The organism is Frateuria aurantia DSM 6220, from assembly GCF_000242255.2.
In the GTDB taxonomy this organism is placed as follows: Bacteria; Pseudomonadota; Gammaproteobacteria; order Xanthomonadales; family Rhodanobacteraceae; genus Frateuria; species Frateuria aurantia.
On sequence record NC_017033.1, the window covers coordinates 297004 to 312281 of the forward strand.

The window sequence follows — 15278 nt, forward strand, 5'->3', positions numbered from 1 at the left end:
GGGCTCAGCGGTCGAGTTGGTGACGCCGGAGGGCCGTCGCGGCGGTGGCCACGGAGTCCGGATCGTGCTTCATTTCAAAATAACGCATGCGCTTGTAAAGCGCATACGAGGCCGCCGTCTGGGAAATCGCAAAGCCGCGCCAGCCATCAAGCAGCCCCAGACGCAGCACGTAGTCCTTGAAGAAGGCCAGCACAAAGACCCATGGACTCTGCCACATTCGCAGCGGTTTGCCGCGGTCGTTCCAGTCCAGGCATTTCAGTTCTGAATAACGCAGCACCTTCAGCTGCTTTTCCAGCAGGCTGCGATTGTTCAGATGATAGAACGGGGCCTTCAATTCGGTCGCGGGGCCTTTGAATTCCAATGATTCATGCACCCGCACATCGCGCCAGCGCGCGCGGTCGCGATGATAAAGCCTTGCCATCCGATCGCCGACGGCCGGGCGATACCAACGCATCGGGGCTCCCATGTAGATCAGACTGCGTCGCAGCCATGCCGCCGCCTTGTCGCTGACCAGCAGGGCGGGCAGGGCGGCTGTCATCTCGTCGACCAGGGCCGGCGACAGATACTCGTCGGCGTCCAGCGCCAGAATCCAGTCATGACCGGCCTGTGCCTGCGCGAAATTGCGCTGCGGTCCGAAACCCAGCCAGTCCTGGTGGATCACCCGGGCGCCGCAGGCCCGGGCGATGGCCACGGTGTCGTCTGTGCTGCCGCAGTCGATCACCAGTTTTTCGGCGGCAAAGGGCACGCTGTCCAGGCAGCGTGCAATCGTGTGAGCCTCGTTGTAGGTCATCACGACGAGGCTGAGGGGAAAAGTCTGCATGCAGTCAGTTTAGCCCGACCCGCCCATGCTCTGCCCGCGTTTGTTCAGGCAGACCGGGTTAGGCTCGGATTGACTGCGTGCAGGTCGGTAGCGGGGACAGGCATGGATGACGCAGTCGATCCTCAGATGTGGCACAGGATGCTCCAATGCGCGGATCAGGGTCGTTGCACGCCATTCCCTTCCGGCTCCTCGCCGGCAGGGCTTCGATGGCCTCCTGGCTGTGGCTGGGAACGGTGTGGTTGTGGGTTGGCATGGCTCTGGCGCCGGTCAATCACAGGGTCTGGAATCCCGGCAAGTACTATCACCAGAGTCTGGCCCTGATCTATCTGCCGCCCCTGGCCTGGCTGTGCTGGCAACGCCGCGGGGTGCTGGCGGTGATTCTGCTGGGCCATGCTGGCGGACGATTGTTCTGCGGGCTGCTGCTGTGGTCGGCGATCGCCCTGGGGTGGAGTACCCATGCCAGTATCGGCGATGGCCTCGTGATCGAGCTGTCCCTGCTGCTGTTCGTCACCGGCACGGCCATCCAGCTGGCAGAGGACGCCAGGCGGTGGTGGACGTTGCTGTTCTGCGCCGCACTGGGGCTTGCCCTGACGGCCATGCTGGCGATGCTGGTCTTCCCGTTTCGCGATGTGGTCTGGGAGGGCGCGCACCGACTGGTGGCTTTCGGCACCTGGAACAATCCGAATCTGGCAGGCATGGGGGCGGGGGCCGCCTGGCTGTGGCTGTGGCTGATTCCGGCCCGACCTGGCTGGCCTGCTCGCGCGAGAACGGCGGCATGGTGGCTGCTGGCGCTTTTCGTGATCTGGACCTTCAGCCGCAGCACCTGGCTGGCCCTGACCCTGGCTCTGGCCTGCCTGGCGCTGCTGCAGCCTCGACCGCTGTGGCGGAGACCTCGCGCCCGCTGGCTGGCATTCCTGCTGCCCCTGCTTGCGTGGGCCGGTTGGCGACATATCGTGGCACGAGGCTGGTCGTATCGGCCGCAGATATTCAGCCAGGCGATGGCGCATATCGCACAGTCGCCCTGGCTGGGGATCGGCACCCTGAGTCGATACCGGATTGCCGTCGGCGACCAGCACTGGGAGCACAGCCACAATGTATGGACTCATGCCATGATCACTCTGGGCCTGCCCGGTCTGTTGTTGTGGGGCAGCTTGTGGCTGTGGACCGCCTGCCAAGCCTGGCAGGCGCGTCGCCTGCCCGAAGGCAGGGCGCTGGCCGTGCTGTGGGTCTATGGCAGCGTCGCTACCCAGTTCGATGCGCCTCAGCTGCTGATCCAGCCGGATGTGGAATGGGCCTTGCTGTGGCTGCCGGTGGCCATGGCGCTGGGTTTGCGTTGGCGCCGCCTGTTGCCGGGTACTAGCGGCGGGCATGAGGTCCCGGCACGGCAGCTGGCGTCGCCGTGACGCCGTCGGTGCGGCTGGTGCCGTGCCGGTTCGCTGGGATAAAGTGTCAGGATGCCAGTGCGGGGCTCCATCCGCGTAGCCCCGGCGGATCCGGGAAGTCCGCCATGCAACCGATCGGAAGAGTGTCAATGCCGCTTGTTACCAGTTTCAGTGTCGTCATCTGCAGTTACAACTACCGTGCCTATGTGCTGGAGGCGGTGGAAAGCGCGCTGGGCCAGCGACGTGCCCCGAAGCAGGTGATCGTGGTGGATGACGGCTCCACCGATGGTTCGGCCGAGCTGCTGGCCGAGCATTACGGCGATGATTCCCGAGTGACCCTGGTGCTGCAGGCCAATGGCGGCCAGTTGCGGGCGATGGCCAGCGGGATCGCCCAGGCCAGCGGCGATGTGGTGTGCATGCTCGATTCCGACGATTACTGGACGGACGATTATCTGAGTCAGCTGGGTGAGCTGTATGACAGTCGCCCCGAGGTCGACTTCGTGTTTTCCGATCTGCAACATATCGGGCAGAACACCAGCGTGTTCCGGTTCGCCCATGCTCCGGTGGACCTGGCCTATACGGCAATAGCCACCTGGTATGGTGGCTATTGGTATGGCGCCCCTACGTCAGGCCTTACCTTCAAGACTGCTCTGGGGCGTCGTCTGACGGCCGTGCCTGAAGAGTATTTCGAGTCATGGCGGTTGTGGGCCGACAATGTGCTGATCTACGGCAGCAGTTTGCTGGGTGCCTACAAGTATTTTCTGCCTACCGGCAGCATCCGCTACCGCGTCCATGGCGACAATGGCTGGATGCGCCATCATGGCCCGCGCCGCCGATTTCTCAATGCTTTCAACAACCAGCGGCTGTTTGCCCATTTCGGCCAGCAAGCCGGGCTGGGACCGCGCAGCGTTCGTCTGCTGAAAGACGAATATCTGCTCAAGCCGTTGTGCTCATGGAAGGAAACCCGTCGTTATGCCCGGTTGGCGCGCGCCCATGGCGAATCGCTGGGGCGTCGTCTGGGCTGGCCCCTGGCCATGATTGCCCGGCGCTGGCGGAAGGCCTGATCATGGAGAGACGGCAGCCGATCCGCTGGCGAGCGATGCCATGAGAGTCTCGTTGATCGTGGTGAGTTACAACTGGCGGGCTGCATTGCAGCGCGTGCTGGAGAGTCTGGCCCTCCAAAGCCGTCTGCCTGACGAAATCATCGTCGCCGACGATGGCTCCAGTGACGGCACCGACGCGATGGTGGCGGGTCTGGCAGAAGGGTTTCCGGTGCCGCTGCATTACCAGTGGCAGGAGGATCTGGGCTTTCGGGCGGCACGTTGCCGCAACCGGGCCATCGCGGCCGCCCGCGGTGACTATGTGATTTTGATCGATGGTGACATGATCCTGCATCCGGCTTTTGTCGCCGACCATGTGGCGCTGGCCGAGCAAGGCCATTTTCTGCAGGGCGGCCGCCTCAAGCTGACGTCCCGGGAGTCGCTGCGACTGCTGGCAGGCGGTCGTCCGGTATTTGCGCCCTGGGTGGATGCCGACTTCAAGGACTGGTCCGGCACCCGTCGACTGTATGCCTTCCATCAGCCGCTGCTGGCACGCTGGAAAGCCCGCGGCCGCAATGGTGGCCGGGTGATGAGCTGCAATATGAGCTTCTGGCGCAGTGATCTGCTGGCCGTCAATGGCTTCGATGAGCGGATGGAAGGCTATGGGGCCGAAGATCGCGAGCTGGCGGTGCGTCTGGAGAATGCGGGTGTGCGTCGTCGACAGCTGAAATGGGCGGCTCTGGCCTGCCATCTGGAGCACCGCAGCCGGGCCCAGCCCGATGTGGATGATATGTCACTGCCCAATAACCGCCTGTTCGCCCAGACCAGGGATCAGCGCATTCGCCGCTGTGAGCGCGGCATCGATCAGCATCCCGAGCTGCTGACTGGCGATCCATGGGCGCTGAGCGTGCCGCCGGATGCCGGGCGGGCTTGCTGATCCAGACATTGCCGGGTCATCCGGAGGGGCGGCTGACGACATGGAAGGGCGGATCACGCCAGGGGCATTCGTCAGGGCCGGCTTCGCTGACGGCAATCACGGTGACAGCGCGGCCAACAGCCTCCTTGCCGCCGACCGGAGGGTGCTCGTGATCGGCGCTCAGGCGCCGATGCGATAGACATCCTTCCAGAATCGCTTCACGGTAAAAGGCTCATGGGCCGGGTCATAGCCCAGCATTTCAAGGGTCGACCACAAGTCTTCGCGGAAAACCGCCTTGGAAAACAGGTAGCCCTGGAACTTGTGAACGCCGATGGCCCGCAGTTCGACGAACTGGTCGCGCTCCTCGACACCCTCGGCGACCAGCACGATATTCATCAGATTGCAGTAGTAGACCATGGTCTTGATCAGGACCAGATCGTTGTGCGATGAGCGATAAGACCTGGAAATATGCATGTCCAGCTTCATCGCCTTGAGATTGATCTTGCGTATCGGAAAGGTGGTGCTCTCGTCCGAAAAAAAGTCATCGATGGCGAAGTGATAGCCAGCCTGCTCCAGCTGACGGACCGAATTCATCAGATGCTTGTTGCGGCTGAAGTCGATGCTTTCCGAGATTTCCAGCAGCACATCGCAGCTGCTGGCATCGAAGGCGGGGCGGCTGCGGCAGAACAGCTCGATCACGCGAGGATTGGCCAGATCGAATTCGCTGATATTGATGCCGAAGATCAGGCCGGAAATACCGTCCTCGATCAGCTCCATCACCGAGTCGATGGATATCCTGGCGATTTCGTAAAACGCGGCATGACTGTCGATATGGTCGATGAATTGCGCGGCATTCAAAAGGCCGTACCGCGGATGAATCCAGCGGATCAGCACCTCCAGTCCGACCACCGTCTGTTCTCCGCCGACCATGGGCTGAAATGCTGACCGCAAGGATCCGTCGGCGGCCGATGACATGAAGTCATCCATGGAAAACCAGTCATCCACCAACTCTGCCATCAACCGACACCCTTCAAAACCATCTGTCGCGAATCCGGGCCGTGGGGACGAAGATGACAGTGCCCGCCGATGCCTGGTCCTGGATCCCCTGCTGCGGGGTCGGGCCATTGTCGTCAAGCGTTGATTGTTTGGCAAACCGGACCGTGCTTCGCGCCGCCACCCGCGATCCGCTCAACGGGCCGGCCCGCCTCGACACCAGACACGCCGACAGTGATGGCTTCCTTGATCTGATGCCGTCAGATATGCAGGAAGACCTTGCAGCTTGAGGTCTGATCGGCATCCGTGCCCTGCAATTGATGGTGCCGCTGCTGCAGAGCAGCCTCTCCCAGGCTGGCTACATCGCTGTCGCTGAGGCCGCGCGCCAGTTTGCGGGCCTGCTCGTGCTGTCCTGCGCTGACATCGATGCATGCCCGTACCAGCGGGCTGGCTGCCAGAAACTGGCTTGCATCGGACGGCTTGAGCAGGTGACTCGACTGATCGGCCTGGTCCAGCAGATGGGAGGCCAGAGCGGGATCGACAAATCGCGCGATTTCCGCATTGTCGATCTGCGAACCGATGGTATGCGTCGAATGCAGACCATGCAGCTTGACGACATTGGCATTGTCCTGGGGGATCAGCTCCGCCGCCTTGGCGTATTCGCCCATTCCGGCCCAGGCTCTCATCATGTCTCCTGTCACCATGGCCGACATCCAGGGCGTCTTGCTGCTGAACTGGGCTACCCTGGGTTGCAAGGCCTGGAGGTGGCGCAACGCAGCCGCATCGTCCCGGTCGGCAATTTCAGCTTCGGCGACAAACAGCTCGACATGCAGGGTCTCCGGACTGTCCGGGCCGAGCCTGGTGCTTGCCATGTCTCTGGCCTGGATCAGATAGGGCATGCCTCTGCTGCATTGGCCGCTGTCGCAGAGGGTCTGTCCCAGGTATTCCTGGGTGCGGATGACGACGGCAGGATTGTTCTTGCCCAGTTGCAGGGCGAAGGGGAGAGCCTTGGCATACATCGAGGCGGCCGCGGCATGGTTTCCCGCATTCAGCAGGCGACTGGCCTGCTGGTAGTAAAAGGTCGTGGCACTGGCGGGATCAGTTTGCAGCTTGCCTTGTCGTTCGGCGACAACAACGGGGGCCAGAACCTGATCCGCTTCGGCCTGGCGGCCCATGTTTTCCAGGGCATTGGCATCATGCATCCGCAGAATGTAGTCGTTGTTGCCATGCAGCTCGGTATGGGCGCTGTACAGCTGGATGGCCTTGTCGTACTGCTGATGCGCCAGTTCGAATTCACCGCGATCGGCGTGGATCAAGCCCAGCATCTGGCGCAGCTTGATTTCCGGCCGGGGCTGGCCGACAAAACTGGCGGAAATCCTGGTTTCGGCGCGAGCAATCGCCTGGTTCAGGCTGAGATCGGTGCCACCGCCATACATGGGATTGGCCAGGCCGACCAGGTCCCGCATCAGAAACCGGTCCACGGCAGCGAAGTCGGCCCGGGCGTTGCTGGCGACCAGGGTCTGGGCCTTGGCCTCGGCCTCGGCCGTCAGTGCTTTGCGGGTTTCGACCTGGGAGCGGTGTGCATAGAACAGCGAGGTCAGCATGCCGGCCAGCAGCACGGCCATCGCGGCAATCGCCCAGGGTCGGCGGGCTCGCGCCAGTGCTGCCCGACGTTCGGCGAGGTCGATGCGCTCGCGCACCATCGCTTCCAGTTCGGCCTTGCGGCGACGCTCATCCAGACTGCGCAGTCGTTCGGCCAGCTGGCTGGCTGATGCGATGCGTTGCTCCGGATCGCCGTGGGCCGCATCGGCGATATCCCGACGCAGCAGGGGATCGCTGATGTCCTGCTCCCAACCGCTGGCCAGCGGGCGACGGAAATCCCCTGCCAGCAGCTGATACAAGGTCACGCCCAGGGCATAGACATCGCTTTTGATGGTGGGCGATTCACCGGCCAGCACTTCAGGGGCCAGATACAAGGGGGTGCCGGTTTCGGAGGACAGCAGCTGGGTCTGGGTCATGCCCAGCACGGTGATGCCCAGCTGCGCCAAGGCATCATTCTGGCTGACCCGGCTGCTGCCGAAGTCCGTGACCCGCAGTTGCAACTGATCGGCGTCGCTGTCCACCAGCAGATTTGCCGGCTTCAGATCCTTGTGCAGCACACCCACGCCATGGGCTGCGGCCACCGCATCCAGCGCCTGCAGAAACAGCTCGATACGGCGGTCTTGCGGCAGGGCCTCGATGCCCGGCTGGCGGTCCAGACTGATGCCGCCATACTCGAATTCGACAAAATAGGGGGCCTGCTCGAAATCCCAGTCGATCAGCCCGACCAGGTCCGGTCGCGGTCCCAGTGCCTGCGCCAGCAGCCGGCCGACGGTCACTTCGCGCTTGAGGCCGTCCAGACGCCGGCCGTCCAGACTGAACTTGAAGACCCGGCTCTGACCGGTCTTGCTGTGACGTGCCAGCCAGACCTCACTGTCGCCACGGCGGTCGAGAGCTTCCTCCAGCCGCCAGTGGCTGCGACGGGGCACGCTGTCGCCCCGCTGCAGTCGGCTGACTTCCGGAATGTGTCCGGTCGACCTGCGCTGAACCTTGGCGTCCAGCCGGTAGCCGACGCGTGGCAAGGTCACGATGATGCTCTGGTTTTCGTCGTGCAGGGCGCGGCGCAACTTGCCGATCGCATTGGTCAGTGCGGCCTCGACCACCACCCGGCCTTCCCATACCGAGGCAAGCAGCTCTTCCTTGGTCACCGCCTCCCCGGCGTGGCGCAGCAGATATTGCAAAACATCCAGCGGCTTGCGTTCGAGGCTGACCGCCTCGCCAGCCACGCTCAACTCCCAGCGGCCCTCATCGAACTCGATCTCGCCGAAGCTCCAGAGATACAAGACAGGTGCCTCCGACAGGGAAGATGCCGCTGTCGGATCAAATGCTTCACTTGTTTGCATTCCCCGGATTGTCCTTGTATTTCAATGAATTGAATTTATTTCGAGTTTCGTTGGCTGCACGCCAAGGAAGCCCTTGCCGATCCGGTCATAAATGGGAGGCGACACAGAGCGACTATGGCGTTGGCACTGAAAGGCGAGCGGATCTTGAATGCGCGGCAAGATAATCCACTATTACCATGCCGAGGGCAAAGGGCGGGGCTTCTCCGCGCAGGAGCAAGATGCAGCCCTGATCGACCAGTGAGTGAGCGACCACGCATCCCAAATCGGCCAGACCGTGGAACTGAACTCGCAGGTCGGTCGCATGTCGGCAACCGGATGCCGGGTTCCTGAAGCGGGCCGGGCGGTCATCGCTGGCAGGCTCCAGTGGTCGGCTGGAGCCTGGTGCTGCTGGCGGTGCTGATCAGGCTCCATGCACCGATCATCTCGTCCGCTGCTTCAGTCTCGCCGAGGAAATGCGCGTATTGCTGGATCCGATGTAAGCGGATCGAGTGGGAGGCGGCCTTCGGTCTCTGGTAAGCGTTATATCGCTGATCAATGCATGGTTCTGCGGTCGGGCACGATCCATGCTACTGAGCATTAGCGGGTAAGGCTTCAGAGCTGATTGCCCAGGCTTGGAATAGTACGCTTGGATCAATACCAGTAGTGTCTTTCACGGTACCAATCGGTTCATCGCCGCCAGAAATACTTCCTGACGCGTCCGCTTGCGTTGGCTGATATGTTCCGCGCCGCCAAAGCTCAGTTGTACCGAAAGCATCTCGCCAGGTGGTTGACCGATTATCGCAAATCACGCGGCGTTGTTCAGAGCTTTCTTGGGGACATGGATGCCGATATGGAATATGAGCTCATACCCTGTCGCGGTATATCTCTATCCAAGATAAGATCTGCCATATTATGGTCGTTGGCGCGTTGAGGAGCGTTCGTTGGAACAGTGGAGTCATGCGGAGTTAGACGCTGCGGTAGAGTCGTATCTGTGGATGCTTGAGCAGCAGGCACAAGCCCGGCCGTTCGTAAAGATGGAGATCTATCGTCAACTGCAGGCGCGCTTTGGCCGAACCGAGAAGGCCTGGGAGTATCGCATGCAGAATATTTCTGCGGTTCTGGCCGATCTAGGTGAAGCCACCGTATCAGGGCTGCTGCCTGCACAGAATGTAGGTTCCAGAACAGCAAAAAAATTGAGAGATCTGCTTCATATTCATCGGCAGGAAGTACCTCCGCAGCGCTATAAGTATGGTGTTAAACGGACTTGGGAAATTATTTTATCGGCTGTACACGATTTGGGTGGCGAGGCGACTGTAAGCCAGGTCCGGGATCAATTACGGAATGACTATCCTGAATTTAACGCCAGTAATATAGGTGCTGATCTGGCACTGTTGACTGTGAACTCATTTTCGCGGACTTCATTTAGACCTAATCAAACGCCTCGAACCACGGATACCGATTCGGCTTATGACCGCTTGTACAAATCTGGACATGGCGCTGCTGCGGTCTATCAGCTTTACCAGCCCGAAATTCATGGCGTTTGGGAGATTTTTTCTGATGTCGAAGGGCGTAGCAAAAGCGGCTTTTCAGTTCGTCTGATCAATGCTCCAGCCCAGCATGGTTTGGCCAGATCCGAATCCGAAGTTGCCGCGTTGGATGACTTTGTAGTCGAGAGCGTGGTTGATGGTCGCAATCGGATTTACGCCAGTATTGTGCGCCGGCGTGGCCAACCTACATTTCGTAAAGATCTTTTGACGGCCTATGCAGGCCGATGCGCGATCAGTGGCTGCGATGTTACGGAAGTTTTGGAGGCCGCGCATATACATCCCTATCGTGGCGAAGATACCAATGTTGTCGCTAATGGGCTGCTATTGAGAGCTGATATCCATACACTCTTTGATCTGTACCTGCTCAGCATCGATCCGAGCACACTACGGGTCCGGGTGTCTCCGCAGCTGCAAGCCACTAGTTATGCTGAGCTTGAGGATAAGCCGCTGGTTGCACCCGCTGAGGGTGCAGCGGCTCTTAGCCGTAGTGCTATTGAATGGCATCGCAAGCAATGTGCATGGTGAGCGATTCGATACCTGGGTTTTGGTCTACAGGTATCGGGTTCAAGGCGACGGCATCAGGCCATCTGTGGACCTGGATCATTTTGTTCATGGTCGAGTTTGAGACTCGAGGTGATGCATCCGCGAGGCGGCCAGTTTTGATCGCGACATCGGGTCTGCGTGGATCAGCGCTACACCGAAAGCTAACCGGTCTTCGCGAAGGTGAGGGATTGCGGACACCGCAACGGCTGATATCACGTTGGGTTGGGCTGGGCTGGTACTGGAGCAATCCCATGGTCGCGGTGCACTGGCGGAATGATATGGCTGAAGCCAACAAAAAAGCCTGTCCTCACGGACAGGCTTTTTTGTTGAATCAATGGTGGCCGGGGAGGGAATCGAACCCCCGACACGGGGATTTTCAATCCCCTGCTCTACCAACTGAGCTACCCGGCCAAGGCGGGCATCAACTTGCGTTGTGTTTGCCTTGAGCCGCCTATTAAAGCTACTTGGGCCGACTGTGTCAACTATTCTTTCACTTCTAAGCCTGCTTTTCTTTCAGCGGGGCCGTGCACAGGAATCGATGCAGTGCTGATCCATGACGCAATTGTCTATTTACGAAGGACTTTTTGCATAGCGTGCCGGTGTCTGGCCGGCATGCCGGTGGAAGGCGACGCTGAAGGTGCTGGCTGAGCTGTAGCCGACGCGCTCGGCAATGTCGGCGATACTCGACCTGCCTTGGCGCAGCAGGTCTTTGGCTACGGCCATTCGCCAGGTCAGCAGGTACTCCATGGGGGGCCGGCCGACGCAGTGACTGAAGCGCTGAAAAAAGGCCGAGCGGGACATGGCCGCGATACCGGCCAATTGCGGCACGGTCCATGCCCGAGCGGGATCGGCATGGAACTGTCTCAATGCCGAGGCGACGCGTTCATCTGCAAGACCCCGGGCAAGCCCAGGGGCGCTGGTCTGCGTCGCCCCGGAGCGAAGGGCCTCGATCAGCAGCACTTCAGTCAATCGGACCAGCATGATCTCACGGGCGGGACGGCGCTTTCGTGATTCCTCTCGCAGCAGTTGCATCAGGGTGGTCAGTCGAGGTTGGTCATGCAGCAGGAGCAGGTCGGGCAGCAGTGAAAGCAGCAAGGCGGCATCGGTGGAGGCGAAATGACAGTAACCGACGAGCATGCGCACGTTGGGTGCGCCATGCGGATCCCCATGGCGCACCTCGCCATCGGGCAGGAAGGTGTGGGATTCGGCCAGCCCGGCTGGTACCGGCTGAAGACTGCTTGCGCTGAAATTGATGCTGGCGGGGATCAGCACGAAGTCGTCCTGCTCAAGCCTGATATCGGGCTCACCCTCGATATGCAAGTAACAGCCACCTTCAAGAATGGCGCAGTAGAAAGGGGTTGTGGCCTGGTTTCGGCTGACGCGCCACGCTCCGGCGCCACTGGACAGTTTGGCGTAAGGCGCGGCGGGACGCAGCAAGCTGACGACATCGGCGAGGGGATCTGTCATTTGGACGATTGCCAACAAATCACGGACTTTTGATTGTAGGTGATCCGTTGCAGCGGGGATATCGTGCCGGCTGAGGCATTCAAGGATGGACCCCGCTTCAACCCCTTGGCCGTCGCGATGCCTGAATTTGCCGCGACAGGCTTGTTTTTGCATACACAGGATTGCTTATGAAAACCATCTTGATCACAGGTTGCTCTTCCGGTTTCGGTCTGGATATCGCACGTCATTTTCTGGCGCGGGACTGGAAGGTCATCGCGACCATGCGGCAGCCGCGCGAGGACTTGCTGCCGGTTTCGTCGAATCTGCGTGTGCTGGCGCTGGATGTGACTTCTGCTGACAGCATCAGACAGGCTTTGCGGGATGCAGGTCCGCTGGATGCATTGGTGAACAATGCCGGCATTGGTTGGCTCAACGCGCTGGAAGGTACGCCGATGGAAGCGGCGCGGCTGATCTTCGAGACCAATACCCTGGGCACGATGGCGATGTGCCAGGCCGTACTGCCCGACTTCAGGCAGCGTCGAGCGGGCGTGATCGTCAATGTGACATCCACGGTGACGCTCAAGGATCTACCCTTGCTCTCCGTCTACACGGCCAGCAAGGCGGCGGTGAATGCTTTCACCCAGTCGCTGGCGCTGGAGCTTGAGCCGTTCAATATCCGTGCGCGACTGGTCCTTCCCGGGCGGGCGCCGGATACCCGCTTTGGTGAAAATGCCCATGCTTTGATGAAGGACGGTTTTCCGCAGGCTTATGCCGAGCAAGTGCAGTCAGTGTTTGCCGCTTTGCAGCATTCATCGGAGCCGGTCACCCATGCGGAAGATGTTGCCCGTGCGGTATGGCGGGCGGTGAATGATGAATCAGTACCGATGCATCTGGCCGCCGGTGCGGACGCGGAGATCTGGATGGCTGAAGCAGGACGCTGAACATTCGACCGCAGAACAGCAGGTCGCGAGGCAGACCCGCGGGTGCAGTTATCGGCCTGCAAGCAGGTGGAGGTCTGGTTCACGGTCGTTGGCGAGAGTGCTTTTCGTCGCCGGTCGGCGAACCTCGGAGGTTCGCCGAGGCCTGGATACCGGTGACATGAGGCCTTTTGTTCTGGAGCGGGAGGGATGGGCCGGGGGTGTACTCCAGCGCTGTGCCGGAGGACCCCACGGCGTTTCAATGAGACCGGCCAGCGGGATCGATGGCGATTAACTCGCCCTCCCGTACGTCGCGGGAGCAGCTTGTCGCCCCGCGGGCGTCAGTCCTGCTGATCCGGCGGGCGATAGCCTTCGGGCTGCTTGACGTCGCCGCCGAACAGGAATTTCTGCATTTCCTCGGTCAGCATCTTGCGGGCCTTGGGGTCCAGCGGATTCAGACGGTATTCGTTGATCAGCATGGTCTGGTGGTTGAGCCAGCGCTGCCAGCCTTCCTTGGAGATTTCGGCATAGATGCGCTGGCCCAGCGGGCCAGGCCAGGGGGCGAAGTCGAAGCCTTCGGCTTCACGACCCAGCTTGTGGCAGAAAACGGTACGGCTCATGGGTTCAGATCCTTGCAACGTTGCAGCAATTGCCGCACCGGGGCGGGCAGGCCCAGATGCAGCAGTTCATCATGTGGATACCAGCGATGGTCGCCGCCGTCAGCCACGGCGGGAACGGCTTGCACGCTGTCGAACAGCAGCGGTTCGATCCGCAGGCGGTAATGGCTGAAGATATGGTCGAAGCTGTCCAGCGCCAGTGCGTCGTCCAGTCTGGCATAGCGGCCGGCGGTATGCCACGCGCCGCCGGGATCGGTGGCTTCGGGCAGACTCCACAGGCCGGGCCAGATGCCGTCGACCGGTCGCTTTTGCAGCAGATAGCGGTGGTCCTGATCGCGCAGGATGATCATCACGGTCTGGCGGGTCGGCAGGCTCTTGGCCGGTCGCGGGCTGGGCAGGCTGTCGGTGAGGCCGTCGCGATGGGCGACGCAGTCGTCCTGCAAGGGGCAGGCCGGGCAGTCCGGCTGGCTGCGGCGACAGACCAGGGCGCCCAGATCCATGATGGCCTGGGTGTAGCGGGCCGTATCGGTCTGCGGCATGTGCTGCTCTGCATGCAGCCACAGCTGTTTCTCGATGGGGCCCAGACCGGGATAGCCGCTGATGCCGTGGTAGCGGGTCAGCACCCGTTTCACGTTGCCGTCCATGATCGGATAGGGCAGGCCGTAAGCCTGGGCCAGGATCGCGCCGGCGGTGGAGCGACCAATGCCGGGCAAGGCCAGCAGGGCGTCAAAGTCGGCCGGCAGCTCTCCCTCGTGCAAGGCCATGGCTTGTTTGGCGGCGGCATGCAGAAAGCGCGCACGGCGGTAATAACCCAGTCCGGACCATAGCCCCAGGACCTGGTCCTCGGAGGCGGCGGCCAGCGCCGGCAGATCAGGCAGGGCCTCGACGAAGCGCTGGAAATAGGACAGCACGGTGGCGACCTGGGTCTGCTGCAGCATGATTTCCGAGAGCCAGACCCGGTAGGCGCTGCGCGGATGCTGCCAAGGCAGGTCGTTGCGGCCGTATTGCTGCTGCCAGGCCAGCAGGCGGGGGGCGAGCTGGCTCATGGTTGGCGCCCCGTCGAAGCGGCGGGGGGCGGCGCGCTGCTGCTCATGGCCGGCTCGGCATCGATCTGCAAGCCTTCCAGATGGGTGTCGCCGATATCCAGCTGGTCGGCGCGCAGATGCCCCTGCCAATCGGGCAGGCTCAATGAGGGTGTCACGGTATTGGTTTTCAGCAGGGACCACCATTGCAGCATCTGGTCGGGCGGCAGCAGCAGGTCGGCCTGACCGTCACTGCCGTCGTAATGCAGTTCGAATTGAAGGGGGCGACCGGTGGCCGCCGGCAGCATCTGCAGTTGCAGTCGTGCCTCGGGCTTGTCCGGGCGTTGCACCTGACCTGCAAGTTGCAGGCTCAGGTCCCGGCCGCCCAGCCATTCCAGCCGGCCTTGCAGATGGGTATGCACGCGGCGGTCGTAGTCCAGCCGCCATTGCATCTGCTGCAGGCTGATCCCGTGCCGGCCGACAGCCGGCAGCATTTCCAGCTGCAGATTGAACGGGCGGGCATCGGCCAGGGTGCCCGCCATGTCCAGATGAAACAGCCGGCCGGGGTGCAGGGCACCGGCATTGATGTTCAGATCATCCAGCCAGGGTTGCTGGCGGTGCCCGACCAGGCTGCCGTGAAAGATGCTGATACCGGCATCGATCCGTGGCAGCGAGTGCGCCTGGGCGAAGGTCTCGGCCGGCAGGTCATGGATCCAGGTCTGCAAGGCATCGATATCGACGCGCGGCGCATCCAGCTCCAGCCAGGCAATGCCGGCGTGGTGCTGGAACAGGGCCAGCCAGGGCAGTTCGACCTCGCCATGGTCGGCGACCAGAATCGGCTGGCTGGCGCCGGGCGCGCTCAGGGTCAGGCCTTGCAGCTGGATGGCTGGATGCGGCAGCAGGGTCGGGATGGCCGGATAGGCCAGTTCCAGATCGAGACCGGCCGCCTGGGCGCGTGATTGCAGGTAGGCGGTGAACCGCTCCGGCCGCAGCAGCAGATATACGGTCAGCAGGCCCAGACCGAGCAGGCCCAGTGCCACGCCGAGCACCCAGCCGACGATGCGTCGGCCGCGGGCCGTCATCCGCACTTGCCTGAGCCTGCCGGGCAAGCGGC

General features: G+C 61.7%; 12 protein-coding genes and 1 tRNA gene. 5 read left to right on the forward strand and 8 right to left on the reverse strand.

Features of this window, described 5'->3' with window-relative positions; all coding sequences use genetic code 11:
- Positions 1-4: 4 nt before the first annotated feature.
- A complete protein-coding gene (locus tag FRAAU_RS01235) occupies positions 5-820 on the reverse strand; it encodes a glycosyltransferase family 2 protein (RefSeq protein ID WP_014401750.1) in 816 nt (271 codons plus the stop codon).
- Positions 821-966: 146 nt separating this feature from the next.
- On the opposite strand from FRAAU_RS01235, the gene FRAAU_RS16285 reads away from it, so the two are divergent.
- The 3 genes from FRAAU_RS16285 (at position 967) to FRAAU_RS01250 (ending at position 4179) form a co-directional block, all read left to right on the forward strand.
- Positions 967-2223 (forward strand): O-antigen ligase family protein, encoded by a 1257-nt coding sequence (locus FRAAU_RS16285; RefSeq protein WP_014401751.1) that lies wholly within the window; start codon positions 967-969, stop codon positions 2221-2223.
- A 128-nt stretch (positions 2224-2351) separates the two neighbouring features.
- Positions 2352-3266 (forward strand): glycosyltransferase family 2 protein, encoded by a 915-nt coding sequence (locus tag FRAAU_RS01245; protein WP_014401752.1) that lies wholly within the window; start codon positions 2352-2354, stop codon positions 3264-3266.
- Between the two features lie 40 nt (positions 3267-3306).
- Positions 3307-4179, forward strand: a complete 873-nt coding sequence (locus FRAAU_RS01250) for a glycosyltransferase family 2 protein (RefSeq protein ID WP_014401753.1) — start codon at positions 3307-3309, stop codon at positions 4177-4179.
- Positions 4180-4338: 159 nt separating this feature from the next.
- On the opposite strand, the gene FRAAU_RS01260 is transcribed toward FRAAU_RS01250, so the two are convergent.
- Entirely contained in the window at positions 4339-5283 is a 945-nt protein-coding gene (locus FRAAU_RS01260; protein ID WP_083841095.1) for an EAL domain-containing protein, read from the reverse strand.
- Between the two features lie 128 nt (positions 5284-5411).
- Positions 5412-8093, reverse strand: coding sequence for a protein kinase domain-containing protein (locus FRAAU_RS01265; RefSeq protein ID WP_041270315.1), 2682 nt, complete (start codon positions 8091-8093; stop codon positions 5412-5414).
- A 920-nt stretch (positions 8094-9013) separates the two neighbouring features.
- Between FRAAU_RS01265 and FRAAU_RS16730 the strand changes: the two genes are divergently transcribed.
- A complete protein-coding gene (locus tag FRAAU_RS16730) occupies positions 9014-10144 on the forward strand; it encodes an HNH endonuclease (RefSeq protein WP_014401757.1) in 1131 nt (376 codons plus the stop codon).
- Between the two features lie 353 nt (positions 10145-10497).
- Here the strand turns inward: FRAAU_RS16730 and FRAAU_RS01270 are convergent.
- Positions 10498-10573: transfer RNA gene (locus FRAAU_RS01270), tRNA-Phe, on the reverse strand.
- Positions 10574-10732: 159 nt separating this feature from the next.
- Positions 10733-11629 carry an AraC family transcriptional regulator gene (locus tag FRAAU_RS01275; protein ID WP_014401758.1) on the reverse strand — a complete coding sequence of 299 codons (897 nt, stop codon included), beginning with the start codon at positions 11627-11629 and terminating at the stop codon, positions 10733-10735.
- A 167-nt stretch (positions 11630-11796) separates the two neighbouring features.
- Here FRAAU_RS01275 and FRAAU_RS01280 point away from each other — a divergent pair, with 167 nt between their 5' ends.
- Positions 11797-12549: an SDR family oxidoreductase gene (locus FRAAU_RS01280; protein ID WP_014401759.1), complete on the forward strand. Its 753-nt coding sequence runs from the start codon at positions 11797-11799 to the stop codon at positions 12547-12549.
- Positions 12550-12866: 317 nt separating this feature from the next.
- Here FRAAU_RS01280 and FRAAU_RS01285 read toward each other — a convergent pair whose 3' ends face one another.
- The 3 genes from FRAAU_RS01285 to FRAAU_RS01295 are packed head-to-tail and all read right to left on the reverse strand — an operon-like array spanning position 12867 to position 15246.
- The gene (locus FRAAU_RS01285) at positions 12867-13145 is read right to left on the reverse strand and encodes an oxidative damage protection protein (RefSeq protein WP_014401760.1); all 279 of its coding nucleotides are present in this window, start codon (positions 13143-13145) and stop codon (positions 12867-12869) included.
- Positions 13142-14188 (reverse strand): A/G-specific adenine glycosylase, encoded by a 1047-nt coding sequence (mutY, locus tag FRAAU_RS01290; protein WP_014401761.1) that lies wholly within the window; start codon positions 14186-14188, stop codon positions 13142-13144. Before mutY ends, FRAAU_RS01285 begins: the two co-directional genes overlap by 4 nt.
- Positions 14185-15246 (reverse strand): AsmA family protein, encoded by a 1062-nt coding sequence (locus FRAAU_RS01295; RefSeq protein ID WP_014401762.1) that lies wholly within the window; start codon positions 15244-15246, stop codon positions 14185-14187. The genes mutY and FRAAU_RS01295 overlap by 4 nt, the downstream gene beginning before the upstream one ends.
- Positions 15247-15278: the final 32 nt, after the last annotated feature.